The 17,044-nt window shown below is 58.2% G+C and carries 14 protein-coding genes; 5 read left to right on the forward strand and 9 right to left on the reverse strand.

Translation table 11 applies throughout. The annotated features are described in order from the left end of the window. The first annotated feature begins 5 nt into the window (after positions 1-5). On the forward strand, positions 6-1,712 hold the full coding sequence (locus tag AC1EJ1_RS03535; RefSeq protein ID WP_480295333.1) for an alpha-glucosidase: 1,707 nt from the start codon (positions 6-8) through the stop codon (positions 1,710-1,712). A gap of 4 nt (positions 1,713-1,716) precedes the next feature. Here the strand turns inward: AC1EJ1_RS03535 and AC1EJ1_RS03540 are convergent, their stop codons facing one another. Genes AC1EJ1_RS03540 through AC1EJ1_RS03570 form a run of 7 tightly spaced genes read right to left on the reverse strand, consistent with a single transcriptional unit; the run spans position 1,717 to position 8,132 of the window. After that, a complete protein-coding gene (locus AC1EJ1_RS03540; RefSeq protein WP_058236654.1) occupies positions 1,717-1,917 on the reverse strand; it encodes a DUF6199 family natural product biosynthesis protein in 201 nt (66 codons plus the stop codon). 9 nt (positions 1,918-1,926) lie between these two features. Further along, positions 1,927-2,622 carry a copper homeostasis protein CutC gene (locus AC1EJ1_RS03545; RefSeq protein ID WP_480295334.1) on the reverse strand — a complete coding sequence of 232 codons (696 nt, stop codon included), beginning with the start codon at positions 2,620-2,622 and terminating at the stop codon, positions 1,927-1,929. Continuing rightward, positions 2,597-3,523 (reverse strand): ROK family protein, encoded by a 927-nt coding sequence (locus tag AC1EJ1_RS03550; protein ID WP_480295380.1) that lies wholly within the window; start codon positions 3,521-3,523, stop codon positions 2,597-2,599. Before AC1EJ1_RS03550 ends, AC1EJ1_RS03545 begins: the two co-directional genes overlap by 26 nt. A gap of 5 nt (positions 3,524-3,528) precedes the next feature. Then, positions 3,529-4,986: a M81 family metallopeptidase gene (locus tag AC1EJ1_RS03555; RefSeq protein WP_480295335.1), complete on the reverse strand. Its 1,458-nt coding sequence runs from the start codon at positions 4,984-4,986 to the stop codon at positions 3,529-3,531. A 26-nt stretch (positions 4,987-5,012) separates the two neighbouring features. Beyond that, positions 5,013-5,936, reverse strand: a complete 924-nt coding sequence (locus AC1EJ1_RS03560; protein WP_480295336.1) for a carbohydrate ABC transporter permease — start codon at positions 5,934-5,936, stop codon at positions 5,013-5,015. Then, a complete protein-coding gene (locus AC1EJ1_RS03565) occupies positions 5,926-6,843 on the reverse strand; it encodes a carbohydrate ABC transporter permease (protein ID WP_058236649.1) in 918 nt (305 codons plus the stop codon). Before AC1EJ1_RS03565 ends, AC1EJ1_RS03560 begins: the two co-directional genes overlap by 11 nt. An 11-nt stretch (positions 6,844-6,854) precedes the next feature. Beyond that, on the reverse strand, positions 6,855-8,132 hold the full coding sequence (locus AC1EJ1_RS03570; RefSeq protein WP_480295337.1) for an ABC transporter substrate-binding protein: 1,278 nt from the start codon (positions 8,130-8,132) through the stop codon (positions 6,855-6,857). 285 nt (positions 8,133-8,417) lie between these two features. Here AC1EJ1_RS03570 and AC1EJ1_RS03575 point away from each other — a divergent pair, with 285 nt between their 5' ends. After that, entirely contained in the window at positions 8,418-9,536 is a 1,119-nt protein-coding gene (locus AC1EJ1_RS03575; RefSeq protein ID WP_480295381.1) for an ROK family protein, read from the forward strand. Between the two features lie 40 nt (positions 9,537-9,576). Further along, a complete protein-coding gene (locus AC1EJ1_RS03580) occupies positions 9,577-10,908 on the forward strand; it encodes an alpha-L-fucosidase (RefSeq protein ID WP_058236646.1) in 1,332 nt (443 codons plus the stop codon). 83 nt (positions 10,909-10,991) lie between these two features. On the opposite strand, the gene rpsA is transcribed toward AC1EJ1_RS03580, so the two are convergent. Further along, a complete protein-coding gene (gene rpsA, locus AC1EJ1_RS03585; protein ID WP_058236645.1) occupies positions 10,992-12,449 on the reverse strand; it encodes a 30S ribosomal protein S1 in 1,458 nt (485 codons plus the stop codon). Positions 12,450-12,634: 185 nt separating this feature from the next. Then, positions 12,635-15,496, reverse strand: coding sequence for a DNA polymerase I (polA, locus tag AC1EJ1_RS03590; protein WP_480295338.1), 2,862 nt, complete (start codon positions 15,494-15,496; stop codon positions 12,635-12,637). 18 nt (positions 15,497-15,514) lie between these two features. Between polA and AC1EJ1_RS03595 the strand changes: the two genes are divergently transcribed. Together AC1EJ1_RS03595 and AC1EJ1_RS03600 are read left to right on the forward strand one after the other, a co-directional pair. Next, positions 15,515-15,997, forward strand: coding sequence for a PaaI family thioesterase (locus AC1EJ1_RS03595; protein WP_227469353.1), 483 nt, complete (start codon positions 15,515-15,517; stop codon positions 15,995-15,997). A 154-nt stretch (positions 15,998-16,151) separates the two neighbouring features. Beyond that, positions 16,152-17,009, forward strand: coding sequence for a YsnF/AvaK domain-containing protein (locus AC1EJ1_RS03600; RefSeq protein WP_058236644.1), 858 nt, complete (start codon positions 16,152-16,154; stop codon positions 17,007-17,009). Positions 17,010-17,044 lie beyond the last annotated feature (35 nt).

A 17,044-nucleotide genomic window follows, 5' to 3' on the forward strand; every position in this document is an offset into this window, starting at 1 on the left:
TTACCGTGACACATACTGCTGATCAGCCCCAATGGTGGAAGTCCTCGACTGTTTACCAGATCTATCCTCGGTCTTTTCAAGACTCCAACGGTGACGGCATCGGTGACATTCCCGGCATTACCTCGCGAGTGCCGTATCTGAAGAAACTCGGTGTTGACATCGTGTGGCTGTCTCCCCTGTACCGCTCCCCTATGGCCGACATGGGATACGATATTGCGGATTATCAGGATGTTGATCCGATGTTCGGTACCCTCGATGATCTTGATGAGCTGATCACGCAGCTGCACGCACACGACATGCGCCTGATCATGGATCTTGTAGTTAATCACACCTCCAACCGGCACCCCTGGTTCCAGGAGGCGCTCGACCCCGCATCAGACAAGCGCGACTGGTACATCTGGCGCGACCCGCGCCCGGGAGCAACCCCCCACGAGGTGCCGGCAGGGCAGCGCCGCGGTGATGAGCCTAACGACTGGACTGCGGCATTTAACGGCCCGTCATGGACGTGGCACGAAGCCTCCCAGCAATACTACCTGCACCTGTTTGCGCCTGAGCAGCCGGATTTGAACTGGGACAACCCTCAGCTGCGCCAGGCGATCTTCGAGATGATGCGCTGGTGGCTTGACCGAGGCGTTGACGGCTTCCGCATGGACGTCATTAACCTGATTTCCAAGCCTGAAGGATTCGACCAGCCTGGCGAAGGCTCTATCACATCGGCCGCTTTCGGCCCGCACTTCCACGAGTACATCCAGCAAATGCACCGCGAGGTGTTCGACCGCTATCCCGACCGCGTGTTCTTCACCGTCGGTGAGACACCGGGTGCCACACCCCATGATGCGATTTTGACCTCTGATCCGGCGCGCCGCGAGTTGGATATGATCTTCCAGTTCGAGCACATGGGGCTGGACAGTGCTGACGGGGACAAGTACCACATTCGCGATCTGCATTTGCCTGACATGAAGCGCAACCTTGCGCGCTGGTCGCAGGAACTGGCTGGAAAGGGCTGGAACTCCCTGTACCTGTCGAACCACGATCAGCCGCGTCCCCTGTCGCGCTATGGCGATGAGGAGAATCACCGCTACCATTCAGCCACCGCATGGGGCGCGATGCTGCACGCTCACCCGGGCACACCGTTCGTGTTCGAAGGCGAAGAGATCGGCATGTCGAACTACCCGTGGTCCGGTATCGACCAGTTCAAGGATGTGGAAACGATTGGTCAGTGGCGCCAGTCAGTCACCCTCGACGGCCAGGATCCTCAGGCAGTGTGGCCGGCGATCGTGAAGATGAGCCGCGACAATGCCCGCACCCCGATGCAGTGGGATGCGACCGAGAACGCCGGATTCACGACCGGTGAACCGTGGCTGCCGGTGAACCCGAATTATGAGACGGTCAACGCGCAGGCACAGGTTGACCAGGCAGGCTCCACGTTCGAGTTCTACCGCGCGATGATCGCGCTGCGCAAGGAGTATCCGATTCTGGTCGAGGGTGACTTCGAGCTGGTCGAGCCAGATGATCCATCAATGTGGTGGGTGCGGCGCACGTTGGGCGGCCAGGTGCTCGATGCGGTGGCGAATATGTCCTCGCATTCCATTGCCTGCGCTGTCCCCGACGGCGACGTGATCTTGTCGAACCGTCGTCACGACAACGGGGATGACTGGGAGTACGCGGCTCTGGCCCCGTGGGAAGTCCGGTGGGTGATCCACCCAGCTTAAGTGCTCACCCGACCAGGGTGCTGCCCAGGTAAACGGCCACGAGAATCAGCCCGACCCCGGCGATGCGCTGAGAGATCAGTGCTCGCGAAGGGGCGGGCTGTTCCGATGCTTGCGTGCCGCGTACCAGAAGCTTCCAGATGATCTGCGGGCGGATGACCATCAGGAGGCCAAGGGCGCCAAAAAGGACGACGAAAAACCACAACATAAGGTGATTTTACAAATTCTGCCCGCGAACCACAGCGACGATTCGCTCCGCCTCGTCAGGATCGGTGCGTCCTGGCTGCTGTGCCGGAGCACGCATATGCACTTCGGCCGCTCCGGTGCGGTGGATCACAGAGGCGACATTGTGCGAGCGCAAACCGCCTGACACGAGGATGATCATCTCTCCAGCTGCGCGGTCTGTCAGGTGGCGAATATTCTCCACGTTGACCACAGACGCATCACCGCCGGTGGTAAGCACTCGATCGAATCCCGCACAAATAAGCTGGTCGAGGCTTCGGTCCATATCCTGCACGGTGTCGAAGGCACGGTGGAAAGTCAGTGGTCTCTCCCCGGCCGCGTCGCGCCACAGTGACAGCACATCCTGATCGATCTCGTGGTCACTGGTCAGCCCACCGACGACAAAACCCACCGGTATGTCGGTGTGGTCGGTGCGTTCACGCAGGCGTCGCATCGCCTCGGCAATGTCGCGTTCCTCACCGGAGGGCATCACGAATGTGCCGGGACGGGGGCGGATCAGCACCTGCATCCCGCCTGACGGTGCGACGCTGAGCGCGCTGTCCACCACTCGATCAGAAGGAGTCAGGCCTCCGCAGCTCAGGTCATCGCACAGCTCGACTCTGTCGATGCCCATCTGTGAGGCAATCTGCACTCCCTCAGTGTCTTCAACACATAGCTCGATAACCGTCATTGATCTTCCAGTCGTTCCACATCTGCCGGTTCGCAGCCTGGGCACCCAGGATCGCGGCTCCCCACTTCCCTGCCTCTGCGCCCAGGCGGGCCGTCACAATTTCGGGAGGTGTTCGCCACGCCATCAGGTCACGCAGGTGACAGCGCACCGGTTCCAGCAACGTCTCACCGGCGTTGGACAGGCCCCCGCCGACAACGAAGCGGGTGGGGTCGAGGGCGAAGGTGAGGTGCGCGAAACACAGGGCCAGCGCGTAAGTGGCGGTATCCCATACCTCATCTGCAATGGGGTCGATTCCCAGCAGATCCTCTACCGTGCGAGCTGTTGCCTCTTTGCCGGTCTTCTGCGTGAAGCGTCGCGCGATGGCTTTTGCTGATGCGTACACCTCCGTGCAGCCTCGCTGTCCGCACGTGCATGTTTCACCATTCGGAATGACCGGCGTGTGGCCAACTTCTCCGGCGCTGAAGGCATCACCTGCCCACGGTCGGTTACCGTGGCAGATGGCTGCCGAAATGCCGGTGCCGATGGGAACCATGATGAAGGTGGGTGCGCCCTGGCCAGCGCCCAGGAGACCTTCAGCCAATCCTGCTGCCCGCCCGTCATGTCCGAGGCGCACCGGCCGTAAGCATGCTTCCTGCATGCGCTGGGCAAGGTTCACGTTCTTCAGTTCGAGGTTAGACGCATACTTGATAACGCCGGCCTCTTCGTCCACCACACCAGGTGTGATGACACCGATTCCGGCGACCTCTGGCCACTTGTCCACGATCGTCCGGGCGACGTGGCACGCTTGTTCGACCACGTTGCCCGGACGCGTGTCCAGGTGTACAGCATCGGTGACGTGTCCAGCTGAGTCCACCAGGAATGACTTGATGGACGTACCGCCAACATCAACCCCCGCAACCACGGTGTTCAAGAGATAAACACCTCTACGTCCAGTTTGGCGTCGGTCACATCCTCATCGAATGGGAACATCGGTCGGTCAATGCGGCGATGTCCCAGACGAATCAGATCCTGATCAACTCCGCCTGGAGTCAGTGCCATCATCCAGTCGGCCTGTGCCTTGTACAGATCCGGTTCCAGGTAGCCGATCTTGACTACCACGACATCGGGATCATCGATCGACAGCCCCAGTCGCTCATATTGCACGCGGGAATGGTATTGCATGCGCTGAGAGGTCACAATGACAGTCAGGCTATTGATCTTCAACGCACAGGTGCGACCACCCTCAGGATCATCGATTACTCGGAGCACTGTCGCGTGGACCTTTTGCGGTCCAGGTTCACGCGTATCGATGTGCGCGCCCAGCTCAACATCGACCTGTGCCCCTTCACCGGCCTGATCCGCCACCTCCACGGCATTCGGATCAACCAGCGATGCATACAGAACGTTGAGCGCCTCATCCTTTACCGGTGCCCACTCCAGGAGCTCCGACAGCGCGGCCGTGCAGTCGTCAGCACCGCCAGCACCGGGGTTGTCTCCGGAATCCGAAATGAAGAACGGACGCGGAGCGTCGAGGGCGTGCTCAAGGCATTCGCTCATGGTCCCCACGGGTGCAACGAATTCGAACTGATCGCGTACATCCCAGAAATGCTGAGCCAGACGCAGAGCCTGAGCTTTCACGTCCTCAGCGTCATCGCCTGTGACCACAACGGCTCCCTGGCAACGTGGCTGATCCGCCCATGCGAATCCGACCCAGATTGCCGCGTCAAGAATACCGGGACGTTTTTCAACCTCCGGAACCATGGCATACAGCGACTTGGCTGGTTCAATACGTGTCGATGTCTTCTCACCAGGCAGCAGCACTGGCACGTGAACCAGTGCCTTAGCCGGCCTGCCTTTGCCACTGATCAGTCGTTCCACTAGGTTCACCGCTGCTCGCTTGCGCGATTCGAACGCATCCTCATGGGGTGCCATCCTGTAGCAGGTGAGCAGATCGCATCCTGCGAACAGGGCTCGGGACACGTTTCCGTGCAGATCCATGGAGGTCGAGATCAGGGGTTTATCTCCGACAACTGCACGGACGGCTGTGATCAGGTCACCCTCGGTATCGTCGTATCCCTGAGCGGTCATGGCGCCGTGGATGTCGAAGAAGACTGCGTCGACAGGTGCAACGGCGGTTAAGCCATCAACTATTTCCTGCCGCCAGGCTTCGTAGTCTGAACGCAGCACCTGGCCGCCCGGCAGTGCGCGGGCGTGAAGGATCGGGATCCATTCGACCTGGCGCGCCCAGTCCTCGTCCATCCACGTGTAACGTGCGAGCAGCTCGTCACCGCGGCTGACCTGGAAATCCTTTTCAGTTGAAACGTATGGGGTAAAAGTCGAGGACTCGATGTGGAGCCCACAAATTGCTATTCGCGGAAGAGTCATGTTTTTTCCTATTTCACCAGTTCTGTTTAGCGACCACCCATGCCGGACATGGCGATACCTTTAATCAGGTGTTTCTGAAGAATCATGACCAGGACTGTTGTCGGGATCATTGAAATAATCGCTGCAGCAATCTGCAAATCCCATCGCGTCCCGGTCTGGCTTGAGAACGAGGCAAGACCAATTGGCAAAGTTCCCAAGCGCGAATAGTCGACGGTCACAATCAGCGGCCACAGGTATGAGTTCCAGAAAGACATAAATGTGAAGACCGCCAGCACGGCGATTGCCGACTTGGTCAAAGGAAGAATGATCTGAACGAACGTGCGGATCGGACCGGCACCATCAACACGTGCCGCTTCTTCCAGTTCGAATGGGATACCGCGCATGAACTGACGCATCAGGAATGTGCCAAATGCGCCGAATGCGAATGGGAAGATCAATGCCTGATAGGTGTCAACCCAGCCAAACCATTTCATCACGGTGAACATCGGAACGACCAGAACTTCCTGCGGAACCATCATGGTTCCAAGGAACAGGACGAAGACGAGTTCTCGCCCGCGCCAGCGTAGTCGACTGAATGCGTAACCGGCTGTCGCGGATACGAACAGCACCAGCAGCGTTCCTGCGATGGAGACGATGAAGGAGTTCTTAATGTAGGTCAGGAACGGGCCGTAGGTGAAAACTTCGACGTAATTGCTCCACCGCAGCTTCTCACCAACCAAAGTCGGGGGCATCGAGAAAATCTCGTCCTTCGACTTCAGTGATGAGAAGAATGCGTAGATCAGTGGGGACGCAAAGAGGATGGCTGCGAGCCATACGGTCGCATTCGCCACGATGTCCTTGACGCGCGAGGGTTCACCGCCCAGAAGTCCGGGCTGACTGTGCCTGTTGGCAACCTGCTTTTTCTGTGTCCCCTTCTGGGGTGCCGTGGTTGTTGCGACATCAGTACTCATAGTGGACCCACCTCTTTTGAGCCTTGAACTGGAAAGCTGTGACCAGGATGACCAGAATGAACAGAATCCATGCGCCGGCAGCTGCAACACCGAGCTGCTGGAACTTGAAGCCCTGGTTGTAGATGAACATGACCAGCGGCAGTGTTGCATTTCCAGGCCCACCACCGGTGAGCATTTGCGGCTGGACGAAGACCTGAAGCGAGGTGATGATCGTCATGACTGCAGCGAAGAAAATTGACGGCGACATCATGGGAAGGATGACGCGGAAGAGCATCTGCGCTCCCTTGGCTCCGTCGAGGCGTGCTGCCTCGATAACGGGTTCGGGAAGCTGCTCGAGTGCTGCTGAGAAGATCAGCATGTTGTAGCCCACGCCCTGCCATACCGACATGACAACGATCATGACCATTGCCCATACGGGATCAGCAAGGAAGTTCGGCAGTTGGAAACCGAATACTGATACCGCTATGCCGTTGAAGAGACCCTGAGGCTGGAGCAGCATCTTCCAGACCAGGACGTTGGCAACCATCGGCGTCACTACTGGAATGAAGAAGAGAACGCGGAAAGCGTTGCGTCCCTTGATTCTCGGGCCGAGGAGCAGTGACAGCGTCAGTGCGACAACGATGTTGACAGGTACGTAGGTGACCGTGAAGATGATGGAATTTCGCAGAGCAGGATAGAAGTCAGGATTTTGACCTGACAGCAGGTTGCGATAATTCTCAAGGCCAATGAAGGTTCGTTCGCCAAAGGCTGGCCAGTTGAACAGACTCATCACGACCGACAGGACGACGGGAACGACTGTGAAGAGGCAGAGGCCCGCAAGCGCTGGGCTGACAAAGCCCAGCGCTTGACGGGACTCAATCTTCCGCAGTGAACTCCGCCGATTCGTGACGGCAGGTTGTGCGGTCATTGCGGTCAACCTCACTTATTGCCAAATTGTGCCTGAGCTTGCTCAAGCATCTGAGACATTGGCGTCTGGCCAGTGTAGACCGACACGAGGTTGGGCTGAATGTAGTTGCTAACCTGCGACCACACAGGGGCGGAGTTCTGACCCTGCTGATCCTTGAATGCAGCGTCGAATGCGGCCTTCACTTCTTCCCGGACAGCTTCATCGAAGGAATCGAAGTACTGCGCCTGAGATTCGATACGTGAGGGGTAAGAACGGCCCGAGGAGCTCAGGAGGTCCTGTGCTTCCTTCGACACCAGTGAACCCAGTACCTTCAGTGCGGCGTCACGGTTGTCACAGTTGGCCGAGATACCGAAACCGGAGCCAAGGATAAGGCCCAGAGATCCGTTGTCTCCCTGAGGAAGACGTGTTGCGCCGGCCTTGAAGCCTGCTTCGTTGTTGAAGTAGCCGTAAGCGTTCCAGGTGCCGTCCACAGCCATTGCAACGTTGCCGTTCTGGTACTGTTCTTCGCCCCAGCCAGCTTCAGATGCTGACGGGACCGGATCGGCAACCTTTTCCGTCAGAACAAGGTCGGCATACCATTCAGCGGCCTTGACGAAGTCAGGGTTCGTCAGGTCGATGTTGCCATCAGCGGTCACAGGCTGGGTGCCGGACAGTGCGATCGGCAGTGCCATCCACTGGAATTCACCCATGCCGATACCGAAGCCCTTGTGCTGGTCGGTCGTGGTCTTCTTCGCAGCTTCATTGAAGTCGTCGAAGGTCCAGTCCAGGGTCGGTTCCTTCGCGCCGGTTTCAGCGAACATGTCCTTGTTGTAGAAGACCATCATCGCTGACACGTCGTAGGGAATGCCGTACAGGTTGTCGTTGAAGGTCATGATGTCGAGGGCTCCGTCGGTGAAGTCCTCCTTCTTGATCCCCGCTTTTTCGAGGTCCTCATCGGTCAGAGGCGACAGGGCCTGGTAGAAGCCGGACAGGCGCTGACCGTTCATCGACGTGATGCAGGCGAGGTTGCCTGAGGACATGTTGGAGGTGAGCTTGGTGAAGTAGTCATTCCACGCGGCGGTTTGTGTCTTCAGTTCGATATCCGGGTTCTGTTTGCGGACGATGTCGGCAGTTTGGCTGATCCAGTCCAGATCATCGTCGGAGCCGCCCCACATATCCCATGTGATCGATCCGCCTGATCCATTCCCAGATGCCGATGCGTTGTCACCGCCCCCAGAACATGCAACGAGGGAACATGTCATACCTGTAGCTAGTAGCGCCGCTGCTGCTTTTTTCTGTAGAGATTGCATTGAGAGACCTTTCTTCGGTGAGTCCCACATAGGACTTGACCTGTGCATCGAGATGCTGATTCCAAGAAGTCTTCGCGTCGTCAACGATACTTCAGCCTTCTTTTAACGGCATCGAAGAAACTATCATCGTTTCCAATAGAACTATATATGACTTTCTAGTAAAATTCGAACCAGACAGGTAACAAATCGATGACGTAGTCCCGCTGTCCGATCCTTCAAACCGAAAGAAGCGTCCTCTTGACGAACCAGACATTTACTCCACAGGAGACAAGCACAACTGATGCGATGATTATCGAAGCGGTTGCAAGTGGTTCTGCGACGACACGTTCAGACCTCTCGACTCTCCTTAAGTTATCGCCTTCTACCGTTTCGGTGCGAGTGCAGGCACTTCTCGAGAACAACGTGTTACGTGAGGCCGGAGCGGGTAAGTCCAAAGGTGGCAGGCGTCCTCAGGTTCTTGAGACGGCTGGCACCCCCAGCACGTTCGCCGCCATCGACATGGGCGGCGCCCATGTTCGCTTCGGAGTGTTCGACACGCAAGGGAACCTGCTGGCCTCGTGGGAAGCGTCTCTTGACCTGTCTTTACCGCCCCGGGATGTTCTGTCCAGCGCCCTTGACTCACTTACAGGAGCCGATCTGGACGTCGACCTTGACGCGACGCTTCGTGGCATCAGCCTTGGCGTTCCGGCACCTGTGAACCAGGAACTCCAACGCATCGACGTGGGGGCACGCATGGCAGGGTGGACTCACTTCCCTATTCGCGAATGGATGGAATCTCACATCGATGTGCCCGTCGCGGTCGAGAACGACGCGAACCTCATGGCATTGGGCGAAGCCCGTCACCATCCGGAAATCGAGCGCTCCATTACTGTTAAAGCTGGTGCCGCCATCGGCAGCGGCATCGTGGTGGACGGAAAGATCTATCACGGCGCCTCCGGCATGGCAGGTGACATTTCACACGTGCGCTCCCATCGCAGTACCGACCGGCCGTGTGGATGCGGGAATATCGGGTGCCTCGAAACGATCGCCTCTGGAGTCGCCCTCGTGGAGCGTGCACGCGCCAACGGGATGTCGATCACCTCGCTACCCGAACTTGTCGCGCGTGCGCACGAGGGTGATTCAGCGGCGACCACTTTGATACGCGATGCCGGTCGCGCGCTCGGTGAAGTTCTGTGCGGCGTGGTCGGTTTTGCCAATCCTAATGCACTGTTTATCGGCGGCAGGCTTTCCACGCTGGAGATCTTCATCGCCTCCATACGCAGTGAGCTTTACGGCGGATGCCACCCCCTCGTCACTCGCAACTTGCTGATATCGCAGGCAACTCTGGGCGCTGACGCCGGTATCTACGGCGGCTTTGAGCTGATTCGAGATACCGTCTTTCATCTTCCTGACCTCATTCATTAAGACCACCGAAGAAATCAACAAATGACAAAGGATAGTGCTCATGATTAATTTCGAACATCGCACCGGCCCGGTTTTCTCTCCTGAGCCAACCTACCCACAACGCGATGTGCCCGACTGGTTCCAGGATGCCAAACTCGGCATTTTCGTTCACTGGGGTCTCTACTCTGTTCCCGCCTGGGCATCGCTGCCTGAAGAAGGCGTACAGCCCGATGACGAATACGCAATGCATTCCTACGCCGAGTGGTATGCCAATACAGTGCGGATTCCGCACAGCCCGGCGCATATTCGCCACAACAAGAAGTACGGAATCGGAACCTCCTACGAGGATTTTGCGCACATGTGGCACGCGGAGAAGTTCGATCCGCGCGCGATGGTGGATCTTTTCGTTGAGGCAGGTGCGCGCTACCTCGTTCCCACAACCAAGCACCACGACGGTTTCTGCCTGTGGAACACGGACACCACGAACTTCTCAGCCGCGCAGCGAGGCCCCCAGCGCGACATCATTCAGGAGTTTCATGACAGTGCGCGCGAGGCGAAACTCAAGTTCGGCGTTTACTTCTCGGGCGCCCATGACTGGCACGTTGCGCATTTCCCGCCGATCGAATCGGACAGAGATCTGTTCGTCTACCGTCGCAATGACCCTGAATTTGCGCGCTACGCGGCCGATCAGCTGCGCGAGCTGATTGACCGCTTCCATCCCGACATTCTCTGGAACGACATCGAATGGCCCGACAGCGGAAAATCGAATGAGGATTACGCTCTGGCCTCGCTTTTCCGCAAATACTTCTCGACTGTTCCCGATGGTGTCGTGAACGATCGTTGGGGTATTCCCTACCATGGCTACCTGACGCGCGAGTACAGCATCATCGACTCAGTGATCCCCGAGCCGTGGGAAGCAACACGTGGTCTGGGGCATTCATTCGGCTACAACACCAATGAAGACGAGAACAACACCCTGTCGGCACCAGCCCTGATTGATCTTCTCGTCGACACTGTCTCCAAGAACGGCAATCTGCTCATCAATGTCGGACCACGCGCCGATGGCACGATCCCGGAGCTCCAGCAAAACTCGCTGCGCGGCCTGGGACAGTGGTTGAAGACGAACGGCGAGGCGATCTACGGCACGCGCGTCTTTATCGATGCTGACAGTAGGAAAGCCTCGCAACGCTACACGCGCAATGATGGTGAACTCTTCATCTTCGTGGATCCTTCTCAGCGCAGCGACGTTGAGATTCCGTCAGGGTGCCCGAGCGATGCGTCTGTTCGCTGGCTCGGTAATTCGTCACCGGCTGAGCGCAACGGTCTCGCGGTACAGATTCCGGACAGCCTACGTTCAGGTTCCCTCGCGGTGTGCGCAGTGCGCATGAAGTAAGCACCACCGTCGCTGTCATATAGAAAGATCCCGACTCGCTTGGCGAGTCGGGATCTTTGGTGCAGCTTCTTACCGCATCAGCATCAGTTGTTCGTCAGCTTCTCGCGCAGAGCGGCGAGTGCCTCATCCGATGCCAACGTGCCGGAGTTGTCAACCGGCGAGGAGTAGGACGCCTGTTCCTCGACTGACGGAGCAGCCTCTGCGTCTTCTTCCAGTGCCTTGGCAACCTGGGCACGGTGGGCTTCCCAACGGGCGTGCGCTTCGGCGTACTGGGCTTCCCAGGCCTCGCGCTGCTCGTCGTATCCTTCCATCCATTCCTGGGTTTCCGGATCGAAGCCTTCAGGGTACTTGTAGTTGCCGTTTTCGTCGTATTCGGCAGCCATTCCGTACAGTGACGGATCGAAGTCTTCCGATTTCGGGTCGACGCCCTCGTTGGCCTGCTTAAGCGACAGCGAGATGCGGCGACGTTCCAGGTCAATATCAATGACCTTGACGAAGACCTCTTCACCGACCTTGACGACCTGCTCCGGCATCTCAACGTGGCGCTGGGCGAGCTCGGAGATATGAACAAGGCCTTCGATTCCGTCCTCGACGCGCACAAACGCACCGAACGGAACGAGCTTGGTGACCTTACCGGGCACAACCTGGCCGATTGCGTGGGTACGGGCGAATGCCTGCCACGGATCTTCCTGGGTGGCCTTCAGGGACAGGGAGACGCGTTCGCGGTCCATGTCGACGTCGAGGACCTCGACGGTGACTTCCTGGCCGACCTCGACAACCTCTGACGGGTGATCGATGTGCTTCCAGGACAGTTCGGAGACGTGCACCAGGCCGTCCACGCCACCCAGGTCGACGAATGCGCCGAAGTTGACGATCGAGGAGACGGTGCCGTTGCGGACCTGTCCCTTCTGCAGGGTGTTGAGGAAGTTGGTGCGAACCTCGGACTGCGTCTGCTCGAGCCATGCGCGGCGCGACAGGACCACGTTGTTGCGGTTCTTGTCGAGCTCGATGATCTTGGCTTCAAGCTCGCGGCCGATGTAGGGCTGCAGGTCACGCACGCGACGCATCTCAACCAGGGATGCGGGCAGGAAGCCGCGCAGGCCGATGTCGAGGATCAGGCCGCCCTTGACGACCTCGATGACAGTGCCGGTGACAACACCTTCTTCTTCCTTGACCTTTTCGATCTGGCCCCATGCGCGTTCGTACTGTGCGCGCTTCTTCGACAGAAGCAGGCGGCCATCCTTGTCTTCCTTCTGGAGTACCAAAGCTTCGATCTGATCACCCACCGCGACGACGTCATCAGGATCGACGTCATGCTTGATGGATAATTCGCGTGAAAGGATGACTCCTTCGGTCTTGTAGCCGATGTCGAGGAGGACCTCATCGTGGTCAATCTTGACGACTGTTCCCTCGACAATGTCCCCATCGTTGAAGTATTTGATGGTCTTGTCGATGGCGGCGAGCAGGTCTTCTTCAGACCCAATGTCGTTCACTGCAACCTGAGGCGTAGAGATGCTCGGCTGCTCGGTGCTGGTGGTCATGTAGTTATGTACTCCGAAACGGACGATCTAGTAGATGGACAAAATTGAGTGTGTCCGTCAGTCACCGCGAAGGCAACTGACACACACCCGAGAAAGTTTACCAGTTCAGGATCAAAGATCTACCCTCAGCTCCTGAAAAGATGTGTGAGCAGTGACATATTTGACCAATCTCACAACTGGTGCACTTAGTGAGCAGCTTCTTTCCATGAATGGCCGATCCCCACCGCTACATCCAGCGGCACGCGCAGCGCCAGCACCGGGTGTTCGGCGCGCGTATGGTCGGTGGATTCCTCCTGGCCGGTGGGTTCCACATCGCCATCGTCATCGGATTGCGGGGCGCGAGCAGTCTGCAGGCCATGCGGCAATGGAGGATAGGCCATGTTCTCACGTACCAGCTCTTCCACGTGCACAGCTTCTCCCTCGGCTATTTCAAGAATCAATTCATCGTGAATCTGCAGCAGTATGCGCGAGCGTAGTTTCTCGTCGCGCAAGGCACTGTCGACTCCAACCATCGCGATCTTGATGATGTCGGCTGCCGATCCCTGGATCGGCGCGTTCAGTGCGGCACGCTTGGCTATTTCACGGCGCTGACGGTTGTCGGAGGTGAGATCGGGCAGGTAGCGGCGACGACCGAACATTGTCTGGGTAAAGCCATCCTTCTGGGCCTGCTCCACGATGCCGTCCAGGTAGTCACGCACGCCGCCGAAACGCTCAAAGTAGCGTTCGCGCAGCTCCGCCGCCTCCGGCACACCGATTCCGAGCTGCGCAGACAGACCGTACGATGACAACCCGTAGGCCAGACCGTAGGACGTGGCCTTGATGCGCGAACGCTGCTCGGATGTCACCTGATCGACAGGCGTGTCGAACACCATCGACGCCATCGTGCGGTGCAAATCCTCACCCGAGTTGAAGGCGTCAATCAGTCCTTCATCGTTGGACAGGTGCGCCATGATGCGCATCTCGATCTGCGAATAGTCCACGCTCATCAGGGACTGCCACCCCTCCCCTGCAACGAACGCGTGCCGGATGCGCATGCCGTCGGGTGTGCGCGCGGGGATATTCTGCAGGTTCGGTTCCGACGAGGCGAGCCGCCCCGTGGCAGTCGCAATCTGAGAAAACGTCGTGTGAATCCTGCCGTCATCAGCAATCGCGCTGTGCAGGGACTGCGTCATCTGGGACAGCTTGATGCGGTCGCGGTGCGTGAGCAAATGCTCCAGGAACGGGTGGCGCGTCTTCGCGAACAGTGTCTCCAGCGCTTCCGCATTCGTCGTGTACCCCGTCTTCGTCTTCTTAGTCCTAGGCATATCGAGTTCATCAAACAGGACCTGCTGGAGCTGCTTGGGGCTCGACAGGTTCACCGTGTGGCCGATTGCGTCATAGGCGCGTTGCGCAGCACCTTCAACAGCTTTCGACAGCTCCTGACGTTGCAGGTCGAGTTCCGCACTGTCAATCGCGATCCCCACGTGTTCCATGCGTTCCAGCATGCGCGCGACAGGCTGTTCCACATCGTCAAGCAATGTTCGTTCATCATCATTCATCGCCCGCCTGAGAGCATCAGCCACATACGGCAGGACGGCTGCGCGCTGCGCCATCTGTCTACGCGCCGCAGCCTGTTTCTCCTCCGATTCACCGTCCAGATCCAGCATCTGTTGACCGGATTCTTCCTCTTCCAGGGCCGTGATGTGCACGCCCAGATACTGCTCAGCCAGATCGTCGATCGCGTAGGAGCGCTGCTCGGGCCGCAGCAGGTAGGCGCCCAATGCAACGTCGAAGGTCACCGGCAGGGTCTCCACGTCCCAGGCGCGCATCATATGCACCAGTGTTTTGAGGTCATGGGCAATCAGGGGTCGTGTCAGGTGCGCCAGCCATTGCGTGCACTGAGCCGTCTGCTCGGTGGTGACCTCTCGAGCATCAATGAGGAGTACCTTCATGCCGCTCGCGATCGCAAGATGTTCCAGGTCAGGCAGGGGCGGGTTCGCGACGCCTTCGCACCAGATTCCCACTGACGTCTCTGCCTCAAAGGTTGCAAGGACCTGCTGGACATTCGTGTTCGCATCGGCTCGGATAATTTCCACGTCATCAAGGATGAGTGATTCTTCCGCGCCACCCTCGTCGGCCGTGCTGCCCCCGGAATTGACGAGGGCGTCCGGAGCAGAGGGGTTGAGTGCGATCGATGCGACCGAGACGATCTCGCGGCGCGTGCCGGGTCCGAATTCAAGGCTGTCGCACAGACTCATCGCCTCTGAATGTTCGGTGGGACGACGGTAAAGGTCATCGAGGGTGATTCCCAGATCAACGTCAGTGAGCAGGCGGTTCAGCGAGCGGTTGCGGCGCACGTCATCGATATGGGCGCGCAGATCTGTTCCGCGTTTGCCACCGATCTCATCTGCGCGAGCCAGGACATTTTCCAGTCCGTCGAATCTGTTAATCCACGTGGCAGCGGTCTTGGGGCCGACGCCAGGCACTCCTGGCAGATTGTCGGCGGTCTCCCCCACCAGCGCGGCAAGCTCCGGGTAACGCTGAGGCGGCACGCCGTACTTCTCCTCAATGGCTTCCGGTGTCATGCGACGCAGGTCCGACATCGACTGACCGGGGTACAGAATCGTGACGTGTTCGTTCGCCATCTGGAAGGCGTCGCGGTCACCTGATGCCACGACAACATCCAGCCCCTGTTGAGACGCAGTATGTGCAAGGGTGGCCAGAATGTCGTCAGCCTCTATATTCTCCTTGCGCAGACGGCAGATACCCATGGCTTCCAGGAACGCGTCGATCAGATCAACCTGTCCGTGGAATTCAGGAGGAGTCTCATCGCGCGTGCCTTTGTACTCCGGGTACTTATCCGTGCGGAACGAATGACGCGAGACGTCGAAGGCAACAGCGACACGTGTCGGATTCTCATCCTTGAGGATCTTCGTGAGCATGCGGATAAATCCGAACACAGCACTGGTGTCCTGACCGGTCGAGGTCTGGAAATTACCCGAACGCATCGCGTAAAACGCGCGGTAGGCCATCGAATGTCCATCAATAATCAGCAGTTTTCCGTCCACACATGACACCCTAGAGGTATGAGCGAGACGAATCACGCCAATGACACACATTCACATCAATCTGATGACCATCAGGAATCTCACAGTGACTATGGGCCGACGATGGTGGGTCAGCATTGGCCTGGGACGCTGATGGACGCGATGGGCATGGAAGTGACACAGTATGGCCCTGACTGCACGTCGATCACAATGCCGCTTGAGGGCAATACGCAGCGAATTGGAATTCTGCATGGCGGCGCATCGGCGGCTCTGGCTGAGACAGCCGGATCGCTTGCGGCGGGAGCACACGCCTACAGTGTGGGCGGCCCGGATGCCTACGTGGTGGGCGTGGAACTGTCCATCTCGCATCTTCGAGCAGGCACCAAGGGGCCGATTACGGCGACGACCCGTGCGGCCCATCTGGGTGGCTCATCAACGGTTCATCTGGTCTCGATCACCGATGGAGATGAACGCCTCATTGGAACCGCACGTATTTCCAATCGTGTGCTGAAGCGACGCTGATCTCGGTCTTGAGCGAGACTGACAAGGGCGACGAAAATACGCGGTCTACACCTCTTGAGTTCACTGAGACGAATGCCACAGACACTGTTAATCTCATTTTTGGGATAGGGACTTACGTCACACCTACCTAAACTCCAATTGAGAGGACATTGTCATGACCACACACTCAATCGAAGAACTTGCCAACGCAATAGCTTTCGACTCCAACGGCGACAAGCTGGGCGACGTGAAGCAGGTATTTACCAACGATGCGACGGGTGAGCCCGATTTCATCGAAGTTGCTCACGGCCTCTTTGGCATGGGCTCCAGCCTTGTCCCACTGCGTGGATACCGCCTCGACGAGGAAGGCCTGCACCTCGCGTTTGAAAAGGATCGCATCAAGGATGCGCCTGACCTCGCTGATGAAGGTCACCTGACTCCTGAGGATCAGGACACACTGTACCGCCACTACGGTGTCGGTTCTCTGGCCGATGGTGCAGCACCGATCGAGGACCAAGCTCCGCGCACTGCACCGGAATCAGACGTTCCTGCCGCCGCCCCCGTTGCGCCTGTGGCCGACGAGGAAGTTCACGAGGAGGATCGCGCCGCTGAGGCGCGTCACCTGGCTGACCAGGAGCCGATCCACGACGAAGCAGACCAAGGCGAAATCATTCGTTCCGAAGAACAGCTCAACGTTGCCAAGGAACGCGTCGCGACTGGTGAAGCTCAGCTCCGCAAGACGGTCGTCACCGAAACCGAGACTGTCGAGGTTCCCGTCGAGCGCGAGGAAGTACGTGTGGTTCGCACCCCCATCAGTGAGGAAGAGGCAAAGAACCTGGATGGCCAGGACATCTCCGAGGGTGCTGCTTCCGTGACCCTGCATGAGGACCGTGTCGTTGTCTCCAAGGAGAGCGTGCCTGTTGAGCGCGTGTCACTCGAGACGCAAACCGTTCAGGACACGCAGACCGTGTCTGAAGACCTCAAGAAGGAGCGCATTGAAAGCAACGTCGACGGCGAAGAGCGTCTCGACTGATTGAGCGCGACTCTCACTCAACAATGCGGGTCTTG

The sequence above is a fragment of the Pauljensenia sp. C0170B4 genome, assembly GCF_056590235.1.

Excerpts from the sequence above, each read along its gene's own strand:
- AC1EJ1_RS03545 (WP_480295334.1), bottom strand. The coding sequence starts at position 2,622 with ATGACGGTTATCGAGCTATGTGTTGAAGACACTGAGGGAGTGCAGATT.
- AC1EJ1_RS03540 (WP_058236654.1), bottom strand. The coding sequence starts at position 1,917 with ATGTTGTGGTTTTTCGTCGTCCTTTTTGGCGCCCTTGGCCTCCTGATG.
- AC1EJ1_RS03575 (WP_480295381.1), top strand. The coding sequence starts at position 8,418 with ATGATTATCGAAGCGGTTGCAAGTGGTTCTGCGACGACACGTTCAGAC.
- AC1EJ1_RS03600 (WP_058236644.1), top strand. The coding sequence starts at position 16,152 with ATGACCACACACTCAATCGAAGAACTTGCCAACGCAATAGCTTTCGAC.
- rpsA (WP_058236645.1), bottom strand. The coding sequence starts at position 12,449 with ATGACCACCAGCACCGAGCAGCCGAGCATCTCTACGCCTCAGGTTGCA.
- AC1EJ1_RS03565 (WP_058236649.1), bottom strand. The coding sequence starts at position 6,843 with ATGACCGCACAACCTGCCGTCACGAATCGGCGGAGTTCACTGCGGAAG.
- AC1EJ1_RS03580 (WP_058236646.1), top strand. The coding sequence starts at position 9,577 with ATGATTAATTTCGAACATCGCACCGGCCCGGTTTTCTCTCCTGAGCCA.
- AC1EJ1_RS03595 (WP_227469353.1), top strand. The coding sequence starts at position 15,515 with ATGAGCGAGACGAATCACGCCAATGACACACATTCACATCAATCTGAT.
- AC1EJ1_RS03555 (WP_480295335.1), bottom strand. The coding sequence starts at position 4,986 with ATGACTCTTCCGCGAATAGCAATTTGTGGGCTCCACATCGAGTCCTCG.
- AC1EJ1_RS03570 (WP_480295337.1), bottom strand. The coding sequence starts at position 8,132 with ATGCAATCTCTACAGAAAAAAGCAGCAGCGGCGCTACTAGCTACAGGT.
- AC1EJ1_RS03560 (WP_480295336.1), bottom strand. The coding sequence starts at position 5,936 with ATGAGTACTGATGTCGCAACAACCACGGCACCCCAGAAGGGGACACAG.